The sequence below is a fragment of the Bacillus sp. FJAT-27916 genome (assembly GCF_001183965.1).
Taxonomy (GTDB): Bacteria; Bacillota; Bacilli; order Bacillales; family Pradoshiaceae; genus Pradoshia.
Map to the genome: position 1 here is coordinate 2,165,643 of NZ_LFZV01000001.1, position 24,079 is coordinate 2,189,721.

Here is a 24,079-nt window from a genome sequence, read left to right on the forward strand (position 1 = left end):
ATGACGTGGAGGGAAATCGATGAACAAGCACGCATCAATATGGCATAACAGGAACTTTATGAAATTTTTTACGGCAAATGCTCTTGCCAATTTAGGGAATTGGTTTGATTACGTTGGGATGCTTATTTTATTCCGCTATTCCTGGAATGCAGACCCGCTCCTAATTGCTTTTATATCCATCTCCTATGCGATTCCAAGCATTCTGTTCGGACAATTTGCTGGTGTATTGGCCGATCGCATGGATAAACGGAAAATCTTAATCTATTCTGACTGGTTTCGGGCGCTGCTCACTTTATGTCTCGTTTTCGTCCCCTCTCCATTTATTGCTCTGCCAATTCTTTTGTTACGTAACACTGCAGGAGTCATTAGCTTGCCTGCCCAGCAAGGATTGATAAGAAATATTGTTGAAGATGAAGACATAATGAAGGCAATCACCATTAATGGAAGCCTATTTCAGCTGATGAAGGTAGTTGGACCACTTATAGGTGGTTCTATAGCTGGAATTTTCTCCCCCAAACTCTCCATCCTCATGAACGCCTTGTCCTTTACGATTTCTGGGATTATTCTCAGCCGGGTTCAAATAAAAGGACGCGATAATGATGAAGCGTCTGAGGTTACCGAACAGACTAGTTTTTTCTTATCGTGGAAGATGGGCTGGACGATTGTTATCAATAACCAAACTTTAAGAGCAAGCATCCTTTTTGGTATTTTTAGTACACTCACCATTCAAATGATTGATACACAAATCGTCACTTTATTTAGCACCGTGTTTCCTAACACCCCAGAAATTACGGGATGGGCAATTGCAGCTATCGGATTAGGTTCTCTCCTGGTTGTCATGCTTCTGCATGGATTAAGCCGCATCCGCAAGTATGGTTGGTTCTTTGGAACAGGCAGTCTTCTGATTGGGATTATGACAGGAGGTTATGGCTATCTACAAGAGTACAACATGATATTTTTAGCGGTCATTCTTGCCTTAATCGGGGGAATAGGAAATGGAATGATTGTTACAGCCATCAATTTTCTTATCCAGATTGAACCGCCTAAAGATGCTGTAGGCAGAGTCGCTGGTATTCTTGATTCTATTTTAAGCATCCTCTTTATTGCTGGCCCGCTCCTTGGTGGTCTTATGATTCATCATTTTGGCGTCCTGAATACCTTTCAAGCAATTGGCATTGGATTGTTTTGTATAGGGTTGTCCGGAATCCTTTTGCAAAACCTAATTTGGGAGCAAAGCGAACCGAAGTCGGAATATAGGAAAATAGTTAATCGAGATGAAAATGCTTGAAACTTTTTTACGCCTATTAGAAAAGCAAACTAGGCTTTACCCGTTAAATCCATCATCATTATTTCTGGCCGATTTTCCCCTATTGAAAATCGGCCATATTAACCTGAAATAGACTAACTCCTCAGCTTTTAGCTGCAATGAACAAATGAATTTTCTACTCTTGACCATTTAAAATACTATTATAGGATTTCAATATACCCTTCGGTCCCATTCAAGCGGATTTGTTGTCCGTCTTTAATAAGCGTTGTTGCCTTCTCCACTCCAACCACCGCCGGCTGCCCATATTCACGTGCTATCACCGCGCCATGGGTCATCAACCCGCCTACTTCGGTGACCAAGCCTTTGATGGAGACAAATAAAGGAGTCCAGCTCGGGTCTGTATAAGCCGTCACCAATATATCTCCAGCCTCCAAATCGGCTTCCTCTATCGATAAAACCACGCGGGCCCGGCCTTCTATGACTCCAGCAGATACCGGAAGACCTGGAATAGAATGGACTGGGATGCTTTCCCGCTTGTACGCTCCTGCTATGATTTCTCCATCTGATGTAATGACACGTGGTGGCGTTAACTTCTTATATAGCGTATATTCCTCTTTCCGCTTCCGGATGATTTCTTCATTCATTTCTTTCGTTTGAACCACTTCACGCAGTTCATCAAAAGTAAGATAATAGACATCTTCCAGATGATGAATCACCTTCGCCTGTTCAAGCTTTTTCGCCTCTTTCAACAATGCCTGTTTATAAATGAAGTAGCGATTAACCATGAAGTATTTCGGATATTCACGGTAGCCGATCGTATTCCGCAGCAAATCAATCATTCGTTTTGTTTCATTCATCTTTTGTTCCCCATCAGGTAATGACTGCAGTCTCGTCAATAACTCCCTCTCTTTTCGAACAGCTTCCTTTCTTCCTTGTTCAAACATCAACTGACTAGCATGGGGAGCGGAGTTTTTGAGATTGCTTAGAATAAGCGGAATTAAGGCACTTGGTTTCTCACTCCATCGCGTCCTTGTCAAATCAATTTCGCCGCTGCATCGCATTCCGTATTTATGGAGAAAATCATCCAGCACTTGTTTGATCGTTGCCCCTCCTTCAAACTCCGACAACTCATCCAAAAAGCGGTCCTCTTTTACGTTCTGCAGGTAATCTATCACCTCTGGATAAGGACGGATCGCATCAGCCACATCCAATAAGGCAAGCCCCATTTCTGATGTGATATTGTTTGGAACGGATTGTGAAAGGGTGTCCGCAGCATTCGGTTCACCTAACCATTTGGCCATATGCTCATTCAGCCATGCCGAAGCATCCATCGCCGCCTTGATCACCGCCATGCTTTCTGGAGCGAATAACTCCCTCCTTAATTCCTTTAGATCCTCTTGTATAAAATCAAACAAATCTATCCCTGATTTTGTTCGGATTTGCTGTTTCAATAATTCGATCGATGCTTGACTCTTATTGATTAGTTCTGAAATAAGGGAGGGGCCAGGTTCAATGGGCGGCTGCGCAGCTGGCATAGGGCCTTTTCTAAGCGGAGCTATTGCTGAATAGTCTTGCGGGAGCAGTTTAACGAAGTCTCCCCTGTCAACGATTGTGATGAGGGCATCTTTGATGAGCGGATCAGACTTTCCTAATGTGTTTAGCAGCATTACTCTGCCTTCTTTTGAAGCGAGCTGCTGGGTGACGTCGACAAATAATCTTCTGCCAGCCGTTCGCATCGGGGCGGGAGTCGTTAATAGGTAAAAGGATAAGCCGAGCGGCTTCATCGCGGCGGTCATCATTTGCTGATGGCCGACCGAGACGTACACATGGTTTTCCTGGTCTGCTGCTTCAGGTATTGGATATAAAGTGGTAATGGGCCGGCTTTGGACAATATGAAAGGTATTATCTACAAGACACCATTCGATATCCTGAGGACAGCTGAAGTGGTCCTCTATCTGCCTTCCGATTTGTGCTAATTCGATAATCTGGCTGTCCGTTAATGTTTGCACTTTTTGCCAATCAGGCTCAATCGGCTGTGTCTTCGTGCCCCCTTCCTCCAAACAATAGACCGCTTTCTTTTTGTCCGCAATCATCTTGTCGATTAGTTGGGCTCCCCTCACTTGATAGGAATCAGGTGAGACAATGCCGGAAACAAGCGCTTCTCCCATTCCAAAGCTCGCATTGATGGAGAGAATCTTTCGATTGGAGGTCATCGGGTCAGCCGTGAACATAACGCCTGAAGCATTTGAGAAGACCATCTGCTGAACGATTACAGATAGCGAGACGTCTTTTTGATCAAACCCATTTTGCAGCCGATAAATAACGGCACGTTCCGTGTATAAAGAAGCCCAGCATTTCTGGATATGCCGCAAAATGGACGAAACACCGATGATATTCAAATATGTGTCCTGCTGCCCGGCAAAGGAGGCAGACGGGAGGTCCTCTGCCGTGGCACTGGAGCGTATCGCATAGGCATGTTCAGCTCCAAGCTGGGCAAGAGCATGAGTGACATCCTCTTCAACATTAGGAGGAATCTCAGCTTTCATCATATGCTGCCGGATTTGATTACTGAGGGTACGGATTTGCGTGTGCTCCTCCCCATTCAACTTTGTTAACTGCTCCAATAACTGATGGAAAGTGTCATGGTTTTCAAAGGCTTTTTGGTAAGCTTCCGTCGTTACACAAAAGCCTGCCGGAACAGATAATCCTTGTATTTTCGATAGCTCCGCCAAATGAACACCCTTCCCGCCAACAAGCGGAAGCTTCGTCCAATCGATTTCCTGAAAATGTATAACAAATGATTTCATTTCACATCTCCCCTAACCATGAATTGACCAATGGCATTCAAAACGGGATAAAATTCCATACCATCACGCTTCAGATGCTATAATCAAATAAAACCACCCTATTGGTTCTATTCTCCTTCTCCCGACCATTTGGATCGGGTGACGAGGGACCATTCATCTCCTGCCTTTGAGGATGAAGCGGCTTACTATCCATCAAAGCGTATTCATAAATGACTAGTTTAAGGATGTGTCCAAATTGTCCATTCAAAAAGACGGCTTCCTATTTGCCGAAAAATACACGCATGATATCCGCATGCGCGAGAAGCTATACCCGTTATTTGAGCAAGTCTTCGGCATCAGTCCGAATTTGATGACCGATCTCTCTGATAAAGGATTGTGGAATAACGAGTATATGCCTTACAGCTTCTTTGACGGGGAACAAGCGATTGCAAATGTTTCGGCCTTTCCGCTCCCGATGATGATTAACGGTGCATCCATCCATTGTATTGGGATTCAATCGGTCATGACGCATCCGGACTATCGAAGGAAGGGGCTCATGAAGGCTTTGTTTCAAAAAATGCTGGACGATGCAGATCAAACGTATGAAGGATCCATCCTCTATACGAGCAGTCCCGAGCTTTACATCCCTTTTGGGTTTAAAACGGTTAACCAGTATTCCTTTAAAATGGATTTTGCCCATACGACAATCGCTTCATCATCCTCTTTACGTAAACTCAAGCCATTGACGAATCCGGCAGATTTAGAAATTCTGAACAAAATCGCTCAACACAGTAAAATCTTATCCACCACTTTCTTTCCTATTCGTTATTTGAATTGTCTGTACTTCAATTTCTATAATCCAGCAATCTACGAGAATCTTTATCTTATAGAGGAACTGGATACAATCCTTGTTTTTGAGGTAAACAATGGAATCCTGCACTTATATGATGTAATGGGAGAAATGATTCCTCCAATCGAACAGCTATGCTCTTTTATTCCCTATGAATTTACGTCCATCGAATATTACTTTCATCCAGAAGCCTTTCCATCGCCTAATCTTAGACCGATTGAATGTGAAGCACAGACTAAATTAATGGTCAGAGGCAATATCCTTGTTGAGAATGAATTATTCATGATGCCGGTCACATGTGAGTTCTAAACAGCTAACTCCATTTTCAAAAACTCATACGTACGGCCGTTTGTCTCCTGCAGGAACGTCCCAGCATCCTTAAACCCGGCTTTCCTGTATACCTTTATCGCCCTGACATTGAAAGCGGCAACCGATAAGGTCATTCTTTCAACCTCATATTCGAATGTGACAAATTCAATCACAGCCTGCAGGAAGTCCATTCCTTTCCCTTGACCGGTTAAGCCTGGCTCCATTCCTAAGCCAATATCCGCCGTCTGGCTACCGGTCAATTCAACCGTTAAAAAGGCAGCTAATGTCTCTTCATATGTTACCGCAAATACCGAATCGCCTCTTGTTTCCGCGTTTAAGAACTCCTCCAGATCATCCGGGTCGGCCTCCATGTCATAGAAGCTGTATTCTCCATCATAATGCCATGAATAGGCAATCCATTCTGCCTGTTCTTGTGTCATAACCGTGAAAGTATAGTCCATCTTTCACTTCCTCCTATGTCGTTCGATTTATCGCGTACTATTCTTTAACAGGTTCATTTGACTCTTCTAAGCTTTGACCCTTGAATAGGACCTCAACGATTTTACATACACTTAGTACGATAACAAAGGCAAAAATACCCCCATATATCCTCTTTTCCCACTCAATGAATGAATCAGCTACGGTCATAATCGTTGCAATAACGGCTGCAGATAATAAGATTTGCGGGAATGTTAATCTCGTTTTCATATTCGTACTCCTTCTTCGTCTAAACAATATCATTCTCTTTAATCATTTCATACTCCAGGTCCAACATACTCATAAAGACATCCGTTCATATATTATTCTCCAAAACTTTTCATATCCCTCCTGCCTTCCTCACGATTCCTTATTCAAATCCACTATTTTATGATACGCTTGATTCATAGATACCTAGTAAGTGTGGTGAGAGTCTTGTTTAAATTATTAGTGATTGAGGATGACCAGACCTTGTTCCAGGAGCTTCGGGACCGACTTTCCAATTGGTCTTATGAGGTTAACGGAATTACTGACTTTTCCAATGTGCTGGCCGAGTTCACAGAAGCGAAGCCTGATTTGGTCATCATTGATATTCAGCTTCCTAAATATGATGGATTTCATTGGTGCCGAATGATCCGTAACTATTCGAATGTGCCGATTATTTTCCTGTCCTCACGGGACCATCCAACCGATATGGTCATGTCAATGCAGCTTGGGGCGGATGATTTTGTGCAAAAGCCGTTTCATTTCGATGTGCTGCTTGCGAAGATTCAAGCAATCCTCAGACGCACGTATAATTACAATGCAGAAACAGCTGCCCTTAAAACGTGGTGCGGTGCGTTGATTGATTTTGAGCGAAATAGTATCAGCAAGGATGAGATAGAGATTGAACTGACGAAGAATGAATGCTTTATCCTCAAGCAATTGCTTGAGCATAAGGACAAGATTGTCAGCCGGGATGCCTTGATTCGTGCTTTATGGGAGGATGAGCGCTTTGTCAGCGATAACACGCTCACGGTGAACGTCAATCGTCTTCGCAAAAAGCTCGAACAGCTTGGTCTTGGCCACATGATTGAGACGAAGGTTGGACAAGGCTATATCGCCAAGGAAGAGGAGTCACCTATATGAAGGCAAAATTCCTGAAGGAGCGTCTAAGCTGGATCCTCTTGATTGTCGCAGTGCAGGGACTTATCCTTTTGATTGCCTGGCTTGATCATTCCATTCCCATTACACCTGTGCTGTACGCTGTTTTCTTAACAACGATTCTCTCTCTTGCCTTTCTCTGCTTCCGCTATATAAAGGAGACGAAGTTTTATCAGGAGTTGGATAATTGGACAGCCGATCTTGATACGGACACGCTCCCGACACCAACGAGTCCATTTGAGAGAATAGTTGCGGATACACTCATTCAGCAGACCACTTCGCTTCGGAATGAGACATATGAGAATACAGCCCTGCTTGAATATGAAAAGGATGATTTGCTGGCATGGATTCATGAGGTGAAGACCCCGCTTACGGCGATGAAGCTGATTATCGACCGTACCGAGGATGAGGAGATGAAGGCTCAGCTCATGTACGAATGGCTTAGGATTCATTTATTACTTGATACACAGCTCCATCAGAAGCGGATGCCCTTCATGCATAATGATCTCTACATTGAGCAGGTCAGCTTGAAGCCGCTAATGATTCAGGAGATTAAGATGCTACAGTCCTGGTGCCTGCAAAAAGGCATTGGCTTTGATTTAGAACTTGAGGCTGATGTCGTCTTAACGGATGCCAAATGGGCCGCCTTTATCATCCGCCAGCTGTTAACCAATGCCGTCAAATACAGTGAGCAGGATGAGATTCGCTTGAAAAGCTTTCGGGATGACAGTCACACATATGTGCAAATCATTGACAATGGACGCGGAATTGACCCGAAGGACCTGCCCCGTATCTTCGACAAAGGCTTCACATCAACAACGGAGCATCAAGATCGTTCCTCAAGCGGAATGGGGCTTTATTTAACGAAGCAGGCAGCCCTTGCCCTGCACATCAAGATCAGCGTGGAATCAACACTTGGGGAAGGCACGGCCTTCACGCTCCGCTTCCCGAAACGAAATGAATTTGAGTCCGTGATAAGTGTGTGACAATAATGTCACATGCTTTTCTTGTTTGTTCGCTAAATAGCAGGAATCCTTTCTGCCATTATTCTAGACTAATAATAAGAACGAAAGGAGTGAACGACTGATGAATATTCTTGAAGCAGTTAAGATTCACAAATACTACGGGAATAAATTTAATAAGCAGGAAGTATTAAAAGGCATTGACCTCACGATTCAAAAGGGTGAGTTCATTGGGATTATGGGTGCTTCCGGCTCCGGGAAAACAACCCTGCTCAATGTACTGTCATCCATTGATAAAGCAAGCCGAGGGTCCATCCTGATTGAAGGGCAGGAGCTGACGAAAATGTCCGAGCGCAAGATAGCCCAGTTCCGCATGAATCATTTAGGTTTCATCTTTCAGGACTATCACCTGCTTGACACATTGACCGTGAAGGAAAATATCCTTCTCCCCCTCTCTGTCCAAAAGGTGAATAAGAAAGAGGCCGAACAGAAATTCAATGAAATCGCTGAAACATTAGGCATACTTGAGGTCCAGAATAAATATCCAAATGAAATCTCTGGCGGGCAAAAACAGCGTACCGCTGCTGCTAGAGCGTTCATCCATGAGCCTAGCATCATTTTCGCCGATGAGCCGACGGGTGCGCTTGATTCGAAATCTGCCTCCGATCTGCTCGGGAAATTGGGCCAGCTCAATGAACAGCTCGGTGCAACCATCGTCATGGTCACTCATGATCCGCTTGCAGCAAGCTATTGCAGCCGTGTCATTTTCATTAAGGACGGACAAATTTATACACAGCTGAATAAAGGCGAGGAAGACCGTCAAACCTTCTTCAAGGCCCTCATGAAAACGCAGGGCATTGTGGGCGGTGTTCAAGTATGAGTGTCAATTCTCTCATCTGGCGCAGCCTGAAGAAAAATCTTAAAAACTATTATCTATACATTTTTGCCCTTGTCTTTAGTGTCGCTTTGTATTTTTCATTCGTTACCTTACAGTACGATCCATCGATGGACCCGATGAAAGGGACCATTAAGGGGGAAGCGTCCATCCGGTCAGCCTCCATTCTCTTGATTGCGATCGTGACGATCTTTCTTGTGTATGCCAATAATATCTTCATGAAAAGACGCAGCAAGGAAATCGCCATGTATCAATTAGTTGGGATGAATAAGTCGAAGGTATTCACGATTTTGAACACCGAAAATAGTATTCTCTATTTCGGCTCTTTATTGGCGGGAATTTTCGTAGGATTTTCCTTCTCGAAATTATTGATGCTCATTCTTATCAGAATCACCAATGTCGACAACTTAGCGAAACTGAATTTCTCAACAGAAGCCCTTATTCAAACGGCTGCGGTGTTTATCGGAATATTCCTGATTACGATGCTTGTCAATTACTTCTTCATTAAGCGAAAAGGCATCCTGGATCTATTCCATACGGTCTCCTCAACCGAAATGAAGACAAAAAAGATTTCTGTTTGGGAGGTATTGATTGGGCTGCTTGGCCTCCTTCTGATCATCACGGGCTATTATGTCTCCTCCATGCTGTTTGATGGAGATTTCGGCACAATCAATGAGTTGTTTATGGCCATGATTTTTATCCTAGCTTCCGTCATTATTGGAACATACTTTTTCTATAAGGGTTCTATCCGCTTCTTATTCAACCTGATACGCAGGAAGAAGAATGGCTATCTAACCATTCAGGATGTGCTCTCCCTTTCATCCATTATGTTCCGGATGAAATCAAACGCCATGCTCTTAACGGTCATCACGACGGTATCGGCTTTGTCCATCGGGCTGCTTTCTTTAAGCTATATCGCCTATTACTCCGTTGAGAAGCAGGCCGAGCGAAATGTGACAGCAGACTTTTCAATCGCCAACACGAAGGAAGTACCTTTGTTTGAAGACGCCCTGCAGGAGAAGAAGATTGGCTACGAGGAGAAAAAAGTTAATGTGATTCAAGTGTATACTGACCTCGAAGATATTACGGCAAAAAGCTTTGAAGAAGTCAACTACACGACTGATCATATGCCTATGCCACTAGTAAGTGACACAGCCATTGATGGGTTGAATTTGAAGCCGGACGAAATCAAGTTTACTGGCTATAGTGACATGATCGCCACGCTTGTTCAATTTAAGGATTCAGGCACGGTTCAACTAGAAAGTCCAGACGGCCATATTCCTTTAACCTATGTGGGTATTGATAAGAAACCGATTGTTTCCTCCTACTTTACAGGCGGAGGAATGCCGGTCATGATTGTGGAAGAGTCCGTGTATGAGAAGCTAGCCAAGAAACCAGACCCATCCATTCAATTGGAATCATCCGTTCATACGGGGATTACGATTAAAAATGAAGCCAATCTGGAAAAGGCGAATGAGGTCTTCTTGGAAACGGTCGACAGTGACATGAACGATTCCCGCTATCAACAAATTCTGGATCAAAAAAACATTATGGGATTATTGTTCTTTGTCGTCGCGTTCCTAGGACTCACCTTCCTGATTACCTCCGGCTGCATCCTTTATTTCAAGCAAATGGATGAAGGCGAAGAAGAGCTGCCAAACTATACGATTTTGCGCAAGCTCGGCTTCACGGAAGGTGATTTACTAAAAGGCATCATTGCCAAGCAAATCTTCAACTTCGGCATCCCGTTGTTTATCGGTCTATGCCACGGCTATTTCGCCGTGCAATCCGGCTGGTTCTTCTTCGGATCTGACCTATGGACACCGATGCTGATTGTGATGGTTCTATATACAGGCCTCTACTCCATATTCGGCATTCTATCCGTGCTGTACTACAAGAAATTAATTAAGAAGGCCCTTTAATCCTTAGCAGTCTCCAGTCATTCAATGGCTGGAGGCTTTTTTTATTCTATGTGCGCTCACGAGGATGAATGAGCCTCCCCTTCCCCCTACATTGGTCGTTTGATTCGAGTGACAATAATGTCACATGCTTTTCTTATTTGTTCGCCAAATAACAGGAGGTTAACCAGAATATTCCTGTACACTTGTATTAATCGATAAAAGGAGTGACGGACAGATGAATATATTAGAGGCAGTAAAAGTTCATAAAATATATGGCAATAAGTTTAATAAACAGGAAGTGTTACAGGGCGTGGATTTAACCATTGCTAAGGGAGAGTTTATCGGCATCATGGGAGCCTCCGGTTCAGGGAAGACCACCCTTCTTAATGTCCTATCCTCCATTGATAAGGCAAGCCGTGGAATCATTTATATCGAAGGACAAGAAATGACGAAAATGAAGGACAAGAAACTGGCCCAGTTCCGCATGAATCATTTAGGCTTTATCTTTCAAGACTATCATCTGCTAGATACCTTAACCGTCAAGGAGAATATCCTCCTCCCCCTCTCTGTTCAGAAGGCAAACAAAAAAGAGGCTGAGCGCCGATTCAAGGAAATAGCCGAGACTCTTGGCATAAACGATATCAAGGATAAATACCCGAATGAAATATCTGGAGGACAGAAGCAGCGAACGGCCGCTGCCAGAGCCTTCATCCATGAACCAAGTATCATCTTTGCGGATGAACCAACAGGTGCCTTAGACTCCAAATCAGCGTCAGACCTGCTGCACAAACTCGGCCAGCTGAACGACGAGCTTAAAGCGACCATCGTCATGGTCACCCATGACCCGCTTGCGGCAAGCTATTGTAGCCGCGTCATCTTTATTAAGGACGGACAGATTTATACGCAGTTGAACAAGGGGGATGAGAATCGACAGCAATTCTTCAAGGATCTGATGAAAACACAAGGAATTCTAGGCGGTGTTCAAGTATGAGCATTGGCAAGCTGATTAGGCAAAGCCTTAAAAAGAATCTGAAAAATTACTATCTGTACGTGTTTGCTCTCGTATTCAGTTCGGCTCTTTATTTCTCCTTTGTCACACTCCAATACGATCCTGCCATGGATGAGGTAGAAGGCGGCATTAAAGGGGGCTCGGCCATTCTTACAGGCTCCATCCTGCTGATTGCTATCGTTGCCGTATTTCTAGCCTATGCGAATAATCTTTTCATGAAAAGGCGCAGCAAAGAAATTGCCTTATACCAATTAGTCGGAATGAACAAGCAGAAGGTCTTTTGGATCCTCTCTTCCGAAAACAGCATTCTCTATTTCAGCTCCTTAATTGGGGGGATCTTCCTCGGCTTTGCCTCCTCTAAATTATTGCTGCTGATCTTACTTAATATTACAGGAACAGAGGACATTGCTTCCTTGAGGTTTTCCAGTGCTGCCCTTATCCAGACGCTCATCATCTTTTTCGGGATTTTCCTGTTTACCTTATTGATTAATTTTTTCTATATCAAGAGAAAAGGCATTCTAGCCTTATTCCATACGGAAACAACCACAGAGATGAAAGCAGGGAAAATCTCTCTATGGGAAATCCTGATGGGACTTATCGGAATCTCGTTCATTACTGGTGGTTATTATGTATCGTCTAAGCTATTCGGGGGAGACTTCCAAACAGCCAATGAATTTTTGCTTGGGATGGTCTTTATTCTTACCTCAGTCATTCTCGGGACTTACTTCTTCTATAAGGGCTCTATCCGCTTCCTCTTCAATCTTGTACGGAAAAAGAAGAATGGCTATCTAACCATCAATGATGTCCTGTCCTTGTCTTCCATCATGTTTCGTATGAAGTCAAATGCACTCTTGCTGACCATCATCACGACCGTTTCTGCCCTTGCCATCGCCCTCTTATCGTTAAGCTATATTTCGTATTATTCGATTGAAAAGAGCGCTCAGGATAGAGTGGCGGCTGATTTTTCCTTTGCAAACCAGGATGATTATGAAACATTCATCAATCTTTTAACAGAAAATCAAATCGCTTACTCCGAGAAACAAATTAAAGTCATCCATGTCTACGCAGATCTAAGCGATATCGTAAACGGCAGTTTTTTTGAAGTAATGGACTATAATCCAAACCGTAAAACCATACCCGTCGCAAGTGAAACAGCCGTGGAAGGCTTAAATTTAGCCAAGGATGAGGTCATCATGGCTGGATTCAGTGATGCAAATGCCAGCCTTTATCAATTTAATGAAGCAGGTACGTTAATCCTTGAAGGGCCAAATGGCTCAATGAAGCAAACCTTGGCGGGATTGAAGAAAGAATCTCTTGTTTCCAGTTATTTCACTATTGATATGCCTCTAGCTCTCATCGACCAGACCGTTTTTAACGAGATTGCTGAGAATCCTGATTCCTCTATCCAGCAGGAAGCTACTATCTTTACGGGTATTACGATTAATCATGAAGCCAATCTCAAGAAAGCGAATGACCTGTTCATGGAGCTCCCGGATAAAGAATACATGAATGACTCCCGCCCACAGCTTGTCCATGATATGAAAAACACGATGGGCTTGATGCTCTTTATTGTTGCCTTCCTCGGGCTCACGTTCTTGATTACATCCGGATGTATTCTTTATTTCAAGCAAATGGATGAAGGAGAAGAAGAGCTGCCGAACTACACAATCCTGCGCAAGCTCGGTTTCACGGAAGGCGATTTATTAAAAGGTGTCATTGCCAAGCAAATCTTCAATTTCGGCATCCCGCTGATCATTGGCCTTTCCCATGGCTATTTTGCCGTTCAGTCCGGCTGGTTCTTATTCGGAACTGAGCTATGGACACCAATGCTGATTGTCATGGTTCTTTACACCGTTCTTTACTCAATATTCGGCCTTCTCTCTGTGCTCTACTACAAGAATTTGATAAAGAAGGCCCTATAAAAACCAAGGCTCCAGCTGTTAAAACCTGGAGCCTTTATTTCTGTCTATGTATGCTTCGAACAGCCCTGATAATCTCACTTTTTGGTATCTCCGGGTATTTAGCCTGGATTCTTTTCACACAATCTGTCCAGCTCTCCTCCTGCAGAAGACGCTGAATATCTGCCTCAACCTCCGGAGGTAATCCCCTTCCTTCCTCCTCATCCATCTCTATGTTCTCTAAGAAAAGACCTGTCACCCCATGAATAATGGTAATCACCACTTTCATCAGCAAAGAAATTTCTATTCCATCCATAAAGAAATCAAGCATGCTCAATACGATCAACGTTCCGCCCCATTCCAGCAATGTACGAAGGAATGTATTGGTATAAAACGCTTTATATCGGTCCTTCACAGCATTTAACAAGGAATCTATCCATGTACCGACGCCTATATCAATCATGCAAAACAAGATGAGAAATAATAGCAAATATGGGATTGAGGCGTAATCCTGCCCTGTGAAATGAATAAGGAACGCATACATGATTCCTGCTGGGGCAAAGATGGCGAGCAGAATCATAAATACCGAAATGATGGCCAGTAGATTTTTCACGATACTCCCCCTTTTTCAAGTAGGTTAGACAAAGAACAATCTTGATAAAACAATAAATAAAAAAGACTCTTCTATAAGAGTCACTTCTGAAAATCTATCTATCTTATAAAATTTGTATGTAATATATTGTTGTCATTCATTCTAACTCTCCTTATATACTTTAAGAAAATCAGAAGTATTAACAACATGAAATGATTGACCATCTATATCAAACATCCCACTCCTATAATCATTGGATACTAAAAAATCAGCCTCATAAACGAACGCACACTTAACAAACATTAAATCGGTTTTATCTTTAATTTTATCTATATCCGGCATCTGGCTTATATTAGCCGAGCTGCCATAATAAAAGAGCTTAGAGATATCTGACATAAAAGATAAACGATCTTGCTCTTTTCGTATAAAATTCCTCGCAAAATTTTTTGAGACATACATAAGTTCTCCAATTGAATCTTGAGAAAAACCAATATATATTTTTCGTTTCTTCACTAATTTTAGGATTGTTTGACAATCTTCATCCCCATAAAACCACCCATGGATAAATACATTCGTGTCTAAAACAACTTTATATCTTTTAGTCATATCACCTTCTATGATAGTTCAATGCTTTTTCAATTTCCCTTTTCGTTAATCCTTGTTCTTTAATCGTTTTATTAATAATGTCTTGAATATTCTCCATAAAATCAAGCGTTTTTTCTTTATCTTGAATTTGAGTACCCATTTCTTTGTCCTCCTTTTTCATACATATCACCCCCACATCTCTTTATCTTTGGTAATATGTATATTTTCTATACCCCAATGGTAGCATCGAAATGTTAAATTTTGGAGTTTTACTTTTCGACAATATTCCCTCTGATAAAAATAAAAACCACTCTTCTGTTCAATCAGAAAAGTGGTTTTATCATTTCAGTCATGAAAGTTCACGAGGTTATTGCCTGAAAATCTTTTATGTAAAAGACGATCATTAACCTAGTTTGATGGATTCATGCATAGAACGAACAAAGAATTATTTCCCTTGTTGCTTGTTCATCGCATTCATCATTTGATTTACTTTCTTTTGGGAAGGTTTCATTCCCATTTGTGTCATCATCATCTTAATCATTTGCTCATTAATTGGCGGGTTTTTCTTTAGGTAGTCCATCATGTATTTACGTGCGATGAAGAATCCTAAAGCTACACCAGCAAGCAAGGCAATGATTCCTGTTAGAATATAGTATAACATAATCCTTAATAACCTCCTCCGTGCTGTCTAACAGACATTATTAAACCAAGAGTAATAATACCATATGTGGGGTGATATTTCTATCAGATTTTGGCGTATTATGCTGTTATCGCTTGAAAAGTAGCAATTTTAAAGCTAGAGAGGAAAGGTTATGGCTTCCATGCTCAAGAAAGAATGAATTTCGGCTGCTTGATTGGTCTGAGCCATGCACAGCGTCCTTCCCCTGTGTCGAGTGCGAGGAAGTATGGATTCCATTGCCTGAGCCATTCAAAGAAAATCGTCTCACTCTCATAGCTTCCTGAAGCGTGCAGAATCAATGAGTGGTTCCGGTAGCCGAGAGAGGCTTCACTGAACGCTCCATTTCTATTCTTACGGATATAATATACCCCGTTTTCTTCAAAACATCCTTGTTTACTTTTGATTTTTTCATTCATATAAGAGTTGAACAGATTGGCAGGGATTCGTTTTGTCACACACATAATCTGCCGGCGGAGAATTCGCTTGTCATCCCCTTCAGCTTCCTCAAAATCCTGGAATAAGTTATAAAACATATATTCACGGCCATAAAAATGATTGGCGAATTGGTTTTCAATTAAATAAATAATATATGTGCGCATACTGTCCCTCCTATTCCTTTGCATCTATTATAGACAAAATAGTATACATTTTCTGTAAAAATCTGATGCAGATAACCTCTAATTTTGTCGAAAGGATGAATTTTGCTTGCATTTGCTCCAATTAGGTCAAAAGTTTGACGGTTGTCTCCTTTTTAAAGCATATGTTTAGGGAAAACTGAAAGATTATCAAAAAGAAAGAGTAAGATTAATAGCTCCATTCGTCATCTCATAACTCTTAATGTGACCAACGGGCACTTTTTTGACGATATCCCATGAATTAAAATCAATTTTTACCGTACGTTCACTGTATTGCGCAAAAGGCGGTTTATGGAATAATCGTGAATTAATCATATTTATATCAACCGGCTTTACTCGAATTAACTCAAACAGGATGATTCTCTTTTCCATATGAATGGGCTTTAAAGCTACTTCAAAGGCTATATCCTTCCTAATTAAACCTTTCTTCATCTCAGTTGTCCCTCTAATAACCAAATTCTCAGAGGATATTTCTACCTTAATATCCTTAAGCTCTGGCTGCCTTTTAATCAGCTGTTCTAGCATCACCGGCTTAATAGGGATCGTCACCCCATCTCTTCCTATTTCCTTCCATTTGTTACGGAGTTTATCGAACATGCATCTGTTCACCTCAACCTATCTTTGTTTAGGATGTATACCCTCTAAATAACTGAGGAATGTCTGCCATTTCTCTTGTTTTCCTCTAGTGATTTATGCTATATTTCCCAACTTAATGACTATTTTCGTAAATCTGACTTTCCTTGTAATCCATATACAAATGGGGTTTGAATGGAAGTACACTCTGTGGTAGTCGGGAGCATCATGGGGAAATTCAGTTAAATCAGCACGCATAAAAGCTGGGATAACTCAAGCTAAACTAGCGGAAGCTGCGGGCATAACGAGACAGACTGTAGGCCTGAACGAAAAGGGGGCATATCACCCTCCCTTGAAATTATGCCTGCTCATATGCTATGCAGTTAACGCCACAATAGGTGAACTTTTTTGGGTAGATGAGGAGGATTCAGAAAGAAGAAAATACAGGATGAACGGCTGATCTTAAAGAACCTACAAAACATCAGGAGTGTCTATATCATTCAAACCATCGGGATTATCGATATACTCAGCTATTCCTTTATCCAGGAAGGAATGGAAGGATGGTGCCCTCTTTGGCGCATCTTATTTATTTGCGGGTTTATCCCCTCGTTCTATGTTTATGCTTAAGAGCAAGGATAATGGATGAATTTGAGGATGAATAAAAAAGAAGAGGCGGGGACATAAGTATTCCAGCCAAATGATAAACCCGAATGATTAGACGATAAAGGAATAAATCTATCGTCTAATCATTCGGGTCTTTATTTGTTGTTTTCTATGCATTCGTTGATTGTTGCTTTCTTTGACTAGTGAAATGGAGCGAAATGCACTCGACTCCTGCGGGAAGTAGAGGAAAGGCTGAGACCCCGCAGGCGTAAGTGCCGAGGAGGCTCAAGCCTTCCTCCCCGCGGAAAGCGAGTGCATTTTGCTGAATGAAACGATTGTATATTTCCAACTGCTGTTGAATAGGAAGAATAAGTGACAATCACTCATTTTTGAAAATCATTTATTCCATTTAGTCCCAAACTCTTTTTTCTTTTTCTCTTACAATGAGGCAAACTCCTCAATCAATTCCCGATACTGTTTCATCGCGTTATTAATTGGCTCAGGCGAGGTCAAATCAACCCCTGCCTTCTTCAAGAGATCAAGCGGATATTCGGAGCTTCCGCTCTTCAAGAATTCCAGATAGGAGGCTTGAACCTCTTTGTTGCCCTTCAGCAATTCCCCTGCCAAATGAATGGCGGAGACAAATCCAGTCGCATATTTGTACACATAGAATGGACGGTAGAAATGCGGGATTCGTGACCAGCCGTATGGTGTTTCTTCCTCTTCTTCTACGACATCACCGCTGTAGGCATTCGATAATTGGCCGTATATTTGATTGAAGGATTCCTTATTGAGCGGCTCTCCTTGCTCTGCCTTCTCATGCGTGATTTTCTCAAACTCACTGAACATAACCTGCGTGAAGAAGGTTCCGTTGAACTGGTCAATAAAGTAATTCAATAAGTATTTCCGTTTCTTCGGATCTGTCGTTTCTTTTAATAAGTAATGAATTAACAGCACCTCATTTACAGTTGAGGCAACCTCTGCCACAAAGATGGAATAGCCGGCTGAGATTCTTGGCTGATAGGTCGAGGAATAATAGCTGTGCATCGCATGGCCCATCTCATGAACGAGCGTGAACTGGCTGTCAATATCATCATGATGATTCAACAGGATGAACGGGTGTACCCCATAAACGCCAAGATTATAGGCACCAGAGCGCTTCCCTGGCGTTTCCCTGACATCGACATAGCGTTTGTCACGGAAGCTGCTGAGGATGCTTAAATACTCCTCACCAAGCGGATGAAGTGCCTTTAGCATGTTCTCGTAGGCTTCGTGATAGCTGATATCCTGCTTCACACCTTCTACAAGATCGACACTCAAATCATATGGCTTCAATTGTTCAAGACCGAGGATTTCCTTTCGAATCTCATTATAACGGTGCTTCGCATCCAAATTCTTTCTGGTCGTTTCAATCAAATTCTCATATACCTCAACCGGCACCTTATCAGCAAACAATGCCTTCTCAAGTGCCGATGAGTAGTTTCGAATCTTTGTCCGCACAACATTGTTCTTAATATTGGCTGATAAGGTAGAAGCAATCACGTTCGCATATTGTAGGTACGGCTTGTAATAGGCTTTATAGGCCTCTTTCCGTACATTTCGGTCAGTGTCCTCAATCAGCTTTGAGTACATCCCCCTCGTGAGCTCGACCATATCGCCATTGCCGTCAGATACCTCGCCGAACTGAATGTCCGCATTATTAAACATTTGAAAGGTCGTATTCGGAGCAGAGAAGGTTTCCCCTAATTTCGATAAGAGCTCCTCCTGTTCCTTATTCAAGGTGTGATTCTTATAACGGAACGCATCCCATAAGTCCTTCTCGAAGTACTGGAGTCCCTCCTGTTCCTTAATATACGTGCGCAACGTCTCTTCATCCAAGCTTAATAAGTACGGCATGAAGAATGCGCCGGCCTCGCTTAACTTCACGCTAAGCGTACGTGCTTTCGCCAGTAAATTTTGCGCCAATGATTCTCGTGTATCCAAATCACCAAGCAGCATCGCATACACGTATATATTCGTGAAGATGGCATCTGTCTCTTCATTCTTAGTCAAATAATCAAGTAAGTCCTTGCCATTCTGTATTGCCCCATTATAGGCAGCAATCTCACCGACAAGTCCCTCTACCTGCTGATAATCCTTCTCCCAATCGTCTATGCTGGAGTAAAGGTCAGTCAAATCCCATTTCTCATGGTCTGGTACTTCATTGCGATCTTTATACTGTTTCATGTGGCTGCCTCCTGTTCATTTGTCCATTGTTTATGTATATACATAGATAGGCCCGTATTAGCACAGGTCCCTTATCTCTCTAGTTTACCAATAAAGAGCAAAAAACTTACTATACTTGCTTGAAAGATACGATAAGATTTCTATCAATCAAGGGGGTTCCTCATCGCTTAATCTTTTACGAGCAGTTCAGATTGCCTTAAGAAAAAGCCGTCCTGCGGGCTTATACCACGCTGGACGGCTTTTCATCGTGCTTATTTCAACATGTCTTTTACGATAGAAACCACATTGGATGGTGTGAAACCGAATTTCTCCATCAATAGATCTCCTGGTGCAGATGCACCGAAGCGGTCCATCGTAAGTACGCGGCCTTCATCGCCAGTGTAACGTTCCCAGCCGAAGGAAGTGCCAAGCTCGATTGCCAAGCGTTTCTTAACGGATTTAGGAAGGACAGATTCCTTGTATTCCGCAGATTGCTCTTCGAAGCGGTCGAAGGACGGGATGCTGACAACAGATACATCAATACCTTCACCAGCCAATACGCCTTGGGCTTGAACAGCAAGGCCAACCTCAGAACCGGATGCAAGAAGGATTGCATCTGCTTGGTCTTTCTTAGCAGGAGATACCACATAGGCACCCTTTTGAACGCCCTCTCCTGCCAATTTAGCAGACAATGGCAATGTCATGAGGTTTTGGCGGGATAGAACAAGCGCCGTTGGTTTATTCTTGCTAGTAAGCGCCGCTTTCCAAGCCGCCGCCACTTCATTGCTGTCAGCAGGACGGATCAAGGAAACATTCGGCATTGCGCGCAAGGCCGCAAGATGCTCGATTGGCTCATGTGTCGGACCGTCTTCCCCTACTGCGATACTATCATGTGTGAACACATAAGTAACAGGCAGGTTCATAAGCGCAGCCAAACGGATAGCTGGACGCAGGTAGTCAGAGAAGACAAAGAATGTACCGCCGTACACATGGAGTCCTCCATGAAGCGCCATACCATTCAACGCAGCACCCATTCCAAATTCACGTACACCAAACCAAATGTTGCGTCCATCATAAGCTCCTGGAAGGAAATCCTTCTCGCCATTCAGCATCGTTTTGTTTGAACCAGCCAAGTCAGCGGAACCTCCGAATAAGGATGGTACATTTTTCGCAATGGCGTTCAGCACTTCGCCGCCGGAATTACGTGTTGCAACAGCCTTGCCTGCTTCATAAACAGGAATGTCTTTATCCCAGCCTTCTGGAAGCTCACCATTGATAGCTGTTTCAAGCTGAGCAGCAAGCTCTGGATACTCTTCCTTATAGCTTGCGAATAATTGGTTCCATTCCTCTTCTTTCTTAGCGCCTGTTTCAATAACTGTATCTTTGAATGTCTCATATACTTCTTCAGGTACATAGAAATCTTCTTCGAATGTCCATTTATAGTATTCTTTCGTCAGCTTCATTTCATCTTCGCCAAGCGGAGCGCCATGCACGGCAGATTTACCGGATTTATTCGGTGCTCCATAACCAATAACTGTTTTAACTTCAATCATAGTTGGACGATCAAGATCTGTTTTTGCCTCTTCCAGCGCTTTGGCAATCTCACTCAAATCATTGCCGTCTTCTACGCGGATATATTGCCAGCCATACGCCTTAAAGCGGTCCGCTACGCTTTCAGAGAAGCTCATGTTCAATTCCCCATCAAGGGAGATGTCATTTGAATCATATAGAACGACTAAACGGCCAAGCTTCAAGTGTGCAGCCAATGAAGCTGCTTCTGCAGATACGCCTTCCATTAAGTCGCCATCTCCACAGATGCTGTATGTATAATGGTCGACTACTTCATAGTTCTCTTTGTTGTAAGTTGCGGCTAAATGACGTTCAGCCATGGCCATCCCAACAGCCATTGCAATCCCTTGTCCTAGTGGACCAGTCGTTGCTTCAACCCCGCGAGTGTGGCCATATTCCGGGTGGCCAGGTGTTTTAGAATCCCATTGACGGAAATTCTTGATTTCTTCCATATCAAGTCCATATCCGGATAAGTGAAGAAGACTGTATAAAAGCATGGATCCATGTCCTGCAGACAACACAAAACGGTCACGGTTGAACCATTCTGGATTATTTGGGTTATGGTTCATGAAACGAGTCCATAATGTGTAGGCCATAGGCGCAGCGCCCATCGGCATCCCTGGGTGACCAGAATTGGCTTTTTCGATTGCATCAATTGAAAGTGTACGAATAGCTGTAATCGCTAATTGATCCTTTTCAGTAAACATAGTCAGTCTACATCCTTTCCGATTAACATACTTCAGTCTTACTATAAATGAAACAAAGTTATATTGACAACATTATTTACCCAATTCTACAGAATTGACAAAAATTTCAACGAAGAGTGGAAGCTCCTACTATCTCTTACCCATTAATGAAGTCTTTTATTGCGAATTTGCTTAACCTTTTCCGGTGTCACGTCATTTCCTTCTGGGTCAATGATGGTTACTCCCTCAATTGTCTTTCTCATGGAAGCACGGAAAGCCTCTAAATATTCAGCGCGCAGCAAGGATTGTTCCTTCGCTTCCTCTGTTGTAAGGCTGCCTTCCTTCGCCTTCTTGGATAATTCATTAATTCGATTAATTTTGCTTTTTGGCAGCATGTATATTGCTCCTTTTCCTAAAAAATCAATTACTGACATCGTATAGAAAAACCGACACTATTTCAAGAAGTATCTATTATACATGCTTTTGTTTTTCGGCATGCTCCGCATAGCGGCGATGAACCGTCGCTTTTGAGACCTCATAGCCTCTGCGATTTAAATTCTCCGTAATCTCGGCAAATGTCAGCCCTTTGATTCTGAGTGCGATGATCTCTTGGATTGGGACCTCTGAACGCTCCCTGCCGCCGCCGACATGCTGATTCGACAAATTCTTGGCAGGGTTGTAGCCATTCTCTATAGCCCGCTTCATCCCCCTGCGAATCTTGCTGTTTTGCAGCTTGCGCTGATATTCCTCAACAATGCTGATGATCTGCAGGAGCATGGCATCTGTTTCAGACACTTCAAGCTCACCGTTATGTGTCACGGTATATAGCTTAATGCCCTCCTTATAGATGCAGTGCATCAAGGCAATCTTCGCGTTCCCCCGGCCTAGCCGTGTTTCATCCTGAATAAGAAGCCCTTCTATTTCTTTATTGCGCATTTGCTCGAGCAGGACCAGGATTCCCTCCCTCTCCAAGTCATAGCCGCTCGCCTGCTCCTTTTCAATCGTGACGACCTCAAAGCCTTTCATTGCGGCAAGCTGGGTTAATTCCTGCTCCTGTCTATCAAGAGAGGTCTCCTGTGTGCTCTTTTCTGTACTGACCCTGCAGTAAATTCCAACCTTCATTTCTCTCACCATTCTCTATAATTTCTTCCTGAGATATGCATGGAAGGCCGGAACGAATGCCCCGGCCTTCACTAGTTTCATTATAGCGTTTATTCTTTATTTGAGTCTGCCAAATGCAGGATATCCGCATTCTTTTCAATCGGAAGGATAATCGTTTGGCCTTCTTTAATGTGGGTAGTTTGAAGTTCATTAGCCTCTCGAACCCATTTGACAAATTCCGTCGTAGACATATTCGCATCCTCGTACTGCTCTGCCATAGCCCATAACGTATCTCCGCTCTCAACCGTCACTTTCACATATTGATCATCGCTCTTTTCAAAATTCGTGACAGTCGCCAATAAAATTAAAAGAAAAAGTCCAACCGTAAAAATGATGGTATATGAGTAAGAAGACCAAACGTGTTTCATATGTAAAAATCCCTCCACAAAATAAGAATATATGTTCGCTTTTCGTAAATTCAGTATAAACCGAACAAATGTTTCGTGTCAACAAGAAAAATCGAACTTATGTTTGTACTAGTGTTCCCCTCATGATATAATAACGACAAAGATCAGATAAAGAGGTGCGGGAGATGACAACAAAACTATCAAAGCGACAGCAAGATATTTTACTATACATTAAAGAAGAAGTTCGGACGAAGGGGTATCCGCCTTCCGTAAGGGAGATTGGGGAAGCAGTCGGACTTGCCTCAAGCTCAACCGTTCACGGACACTTAGCTCGGCTGGAAAGCAAGGGACTCATTCGACGTGACCCAACGAAACCGCGTGCCATTGAGATTCTTGATATGGATCCGCATGATCATATTCCAAAAGCAAACTCCGTTAGTGTTCCTCTTATTGGTAAGGTTACAGCAGGACAGCCTATCACCGCGATCGAGAACATTGAGGAGTACTTCCCACTACCTGAGCATATGGCACCGGCAGATGAGAACGTGTTCATGCTTGAAATCATGGGAGACAGTATGATTGAAGCCGGCATCCTTGACGGTGACTATGTGATCGTCCGCCAGCAGCATACGGCCAACAACGGCGAGATTGTCGTCGCTATGACCGAGGATGACGAGGCAACCGTTAAACGTTTCTTCAAGGAAGAGAATCATTTCCGCTTACAGCCGGAGAACTCTATGCTAGACCCCATTATCCTTCAAAATGTCAGCATTTTAGGAAAAGTCATCGGCCTATACAGAAATATTCACTAATCAAGAGCCAGCCTATTAAACGGCTGGTTTTTTCCTTCAATTGCTAGATTCTTAGTAGACTATATGAATGTTTACTAGAGTTTATGCAGCATAACCGCACAAAAAAATGCTTGAGATAAGCTCAAGCATTGTGCT

The 24,079-nt window shown here is 42.8% G+C and carries 23 protein-coding genes and 1 pseudogene; 10 read left to right on the forward strand and 14 right to left on the reverse strand.

Features of this window, described 5'->3' with window-relative positions; translation table 11 throughout:
- Positions 1 to 19: 19 nt before the first annotated feature.
- Positions 20 to 1,288 carry an MFS transporter gene (locus AC622_RS10435; RefSeq protein WP_049671019.1) on the forward strand — a complete coding sequence of 423 codons (1,269 nt, stop codon included), beginning with the start codon at positions 20 to 22 and terminating at the stop codon, positions 1,286 to 1,288.
- 179 nt (positions 1,289 to 1,467) lie between these two features.
- Here the strand turns inward: AC622_RS10435 and ppsA are convergent, their stop codons facing one another.
- A complete protein-coding gene (gene ppsA / locus AC622_RS10440; RefSeq protein WP_049671020.1) occupies positions 1,468 to 4,074 on the reverse strand; it encodes a phosphoenolpyruvate synthase in 2,607 nt (868 codons plus the stop codon).
- Between the two features lie 235 nt (positions 4,075 to 4,309).
- On the opposite strand from ppsA, the gene AC622_RS10445 reads away from it, so the two are divergent.
- On the forward strand, positions 4,310 to 5,212 hold the full coding sequence (locus AC622_RS10445) for a GNAT family N-acetyltransferase (protein ID WP_049671021.1): 903 nt from the start codon (positions 4,310 to 4,312) through the stop codon (positions 5,210 to 5,212).
- Here the strand turns inward: AC622_RS10445 and AC622_RS10450 are convergent.
- A complete protein-coding gene (locus tag AC622_RS10450) occupies positions 5,209 to 5,673 on the reverse strand; it encodes a GNAT family N-acetyltransferase (RefSeq protein WP_049671022.1) in 465 nt (154 codons plus the stop codon). The two genes, AC622_RS10445 and AC622_RS10450, sit on opposite strands and share 4 nt — an antisense overlap.
- A gap of 37 nt (positions 5,674 to 5,710) precedes the next feature.
- Positions 5,711 to 5,920 (reverse strand): hypothetical protein, encoded by a 210-nt coding sequence (locus tag AC622_RS10455; protein WP_049671023.1) that lies wholly within the window; start codon positions 5,918 to 5,920, stop codon positions 5,711 to 5,713.
- A gap of 204 nt (positions 5,921 to 6,124) precedes the next feature.
- Here AC622_RS10455 and AC622_RS10460 point away from each other — a divergent pair, with 204 nt between their 5' ends.
- The 6 genes from AC622_RS10460 (at position 6,125) to AC622_RS10485 (ending at position 13,521) form a co-directional block, all read left to right on the forward strand.
- On the forward strand, positions 6,125 to 6,817 hold the full coding sequence (locus tag AC622_RS10460; protein ID WP_049671024.1) for a response regulator transcription factor: 693 nt from the start codon (positions 6,125 to 6,127) through the stop codon (positions 6,815 to 6,817).
- Complete coding sequence (locus tag AC622_RS10465; protein WP_049671025.1) at positions 6,814 to 7,818, forward strand: sensor histidine kinase; 1,005 nt, start codon at positions 6,814 to 6,816, stop codon at positions 7,816 to 7,818. The genes AC622_RS10460 and AC622_RS10465 overlap by 4 nt, the downstream gene beginning before the upstream one ends.
- Before the next feature lie 100 nt (positions 7,819 to 7,918).
- Positions 7,919 to 8,674 (forward strand): ABC transporter ATP-binding protein, encoded by a 756-nt coding sequence (locus tag AC622_RS10470; protein WP_049671026.1) that lies wholly within the window; start codon positions 7,919 to 7,921, stop codon positions 8,672 to 8,674.
- Positions 8,671 to 10,611 (forward strand): ABC transporter permease, encoded by a 1,941-nt coding sequence (locus AC622_RS10475; protein ID WP_049671027.1) that lies wholly within the window; start codon positions 8,671 to 8,673, stop codon positions 10,609 to 10,611. Before AC622_RS10470 ends, AC622_RS10475 begins: the two co-directional genes overlap by 4 nt.
- A gap of 214 nt (positions 10,612 to 10,825) precedes the next feature.
- The gene (locus tag AC622_RS10480; protein ID WP_049671028.1) at positions 10,826 to 11,581 is read left to right on the forward strand and encodes an ABC transporter ATP-binding protein; all 756 of its coding nucleotides are present in this window, start codon (positions 10,826 to 10,828) and stop codon (positions 11,579 to 11,581) included.
- Entirely contained in the window at positions 11,578 to 13,521 is a 1,944-nt protein-coding gene (locus AC622_RS10485) for an ABC transporter permease (RefSeq protein WP_049671029.1), read from the forward strand. Before AC622_RS10480 ends, AC622_RS10485 begins: the two co-directional genes overlap by 4 nt.
- Positions 13,522 to 13,555: 34 nt before the next feature.
- Here the strand turns inward: AC622_RS10485 and AC622_RS10490 are convergent, their stop codons facing one another.
- The 6 genes from AC622_RS10490 to AC622_RS10510 form a co-directional block, all read right to left on the reverse strand.
- Positions 13,556 to 14,110 (reverse strand): YrvL family regulatory protein, encoded by a 555-nt coding sequence (locus AC622_RS10490; RefSeq protein WP_049671030.1) that lies wholly within the window; start codon positions 14,108 to 14,110, stop codon positions 13,556 to 13,558.
- Positions 14,111 to 14,251: 141 nt separating this feature from the next.
- Positions 14,252 to 14,695, reverse strand: coding sequence for a putative toxin-antitoxin system toxin component, PIN family (locus AC622_RS10495; protein ID WP_049671031.1), 444 nt, complete (start codon positions 14,693 to 14,695; stop codon positions 14,252 to 14,254).
- A 1-nt stretch (position 14,696) separates the two neighbouring features.
- Positions 14,697 to 14,855 carry a hypothetical protein gene (locus AC622_RS21025; RefSeq protein WP_156185610.1) on the reverse strand — a complete coding sequence of 53 codons (159 nt, stop codon included), beginning with the start codon at positions 14,853 to 14,855 and terminating at the stop codon, positions 14,697 to 14,699.
- Between the two features lie 264 nt (positions 14,856 to 15,119).
- Positions 15,120 to 15,335, reverse strand: coding sequence for a YneF family protein (locus tag AC622_RS10500; RefSeq protein ID WP_049671032.1), 216 nt, complete (start codon positions 15,333 to 15,335; stop codon positions 15,120 to 15,122).
- Positions 15,336 to 15,499: 164 nt separating this feature from the next.
- Positions 15,500 to 15,952 carry a sporulation inhibitor of replication protein SirA gene (gene sirA / locus AC622_RS10505; protein ID WP_049671033.1) on the reverse strand — a complete coding sequence of 151 codons (453 nt, stop codon included), beginning with the start codon at positions 15,950 to 15,952 and terminating at the stop codon, positions 15,500 to 15,502.
- A 186-nt stretch (positions 15,953 to 16,138) separates the two neighbouring features.
- Positions 16,139 to 16,585 (reverse strand): hypothetical protein, encoded by a 447-nt coding sequence (locus AC622_RS10510; RefSeq protein WP_049671034.1) that lies wholly within the window; start codon positions 16,583 to 16,585, stop codon positions 16,139 to 16,141.
- A gap of 229 nt (positions 16,586 to 16,814) precedes the next feature.
- Here AC622_RS10510 and AC622_RS20690 point away from each other — a divergent pair.
- Positions 16,815 to 17,021 (forward strand): annotated as a pseudogene (locus AC622_RS20690) (helix-turn-helix transcriptional regulator); the annotation flags it as partial.
- Positions 17,022 to 17,602: 581 nt separating this feature from the next.
- On the opposite strand, the gene pepF reads toward AC622_RS20690, so the two are convergent.
- The 5 genes from pepF to yneA all read right to left on the reverse strand — a co-directional run bounded on the left by pepF (position 17,603) and on the right by yneA (position 23,153).
- The gene (gene pepF / locus AC622_RS10515; protein WP_049671035.1) at positions 17,603 to 19,390 is read right to left on the reverse strand and encodes an oligoendopeptidase F; all 1,788 of its coding nucleotides are present in this window, start codon (positions 19,388 to 19,390) and stop codon (positions 17,603 to 17,605) included.
- 251 nt (positions 19,391 to 19,641) lie between these two features.
- Positions 19,642 to 21,645: a transketolase gene (gene tkt / locus AC622_RS10520; RefSeq protein WP_049671036.1), complete on the reverse strand. Its 2,004-nt coding sequence runs from the start codon at positions 21,643 to 21,645 to the stop codon at positions 19,642 to 19,644.
- Positions 21,646 to 21,788: 143 nt separating this feature from the next.
- Complete coding sequence (locus AC622_RS10525; protein WP_049671037.1) at positions 21,789 to 22,019, reverse strand: DUF896 domain-containing protein; 231 nt, start codon at positions 22,017 to 22,019, stop codon at positions 21,789 to 21,791.
- Positions 22,020 to 22,095: 76 nt separating this feature from the next.
- Positions 22,096 to 22,746: a YneB family resolvase-like protein gene (locus tag AC622_RS10530; protein WP_049672899.1), complete on the reverse strand. Its 651-nt coding sequence runs from the start codon at positions 22,744 to 22,746 to the stop codon at positions 22,096 to 22,098.
- An 89-nt stretch (positions 22,747 to 22,835) separates the two neighbouring features.
- The gene (gene yneA, locus AC622_RS10535) at positions 22,836 to 23,153 is read right to left on the reverse strand and encodes a cell division suppressor protein YneA (protein WP_049671038.1); all 318 of its coding nucleotides are present in this window, start codon (positions 23,151 to 23,153) and stop codon (positions 22,836 to 22,838) included.
- A 164-nt stretch (positions 23,154 to 23,317) separates the two neighbouring features.
- On the opposite strand from yneA, the gene lexA reads away from it, so the two are divergent.
- Positions 23,318 to 23,944 (forward strand): transcriptional repressor LexA, encoded by a 627-nt coding sequence (gene lexA / locus AC622_RS10540; RefSeq protein WP_049671039.1) that lies wholly within the window; start codon positions 23,318 to 23,320, stop codon positions 23,942 to 23,944.
- The last annotated feature ends 135 nt before the right edge of the window (positions 23,945 to 24,079 follow it).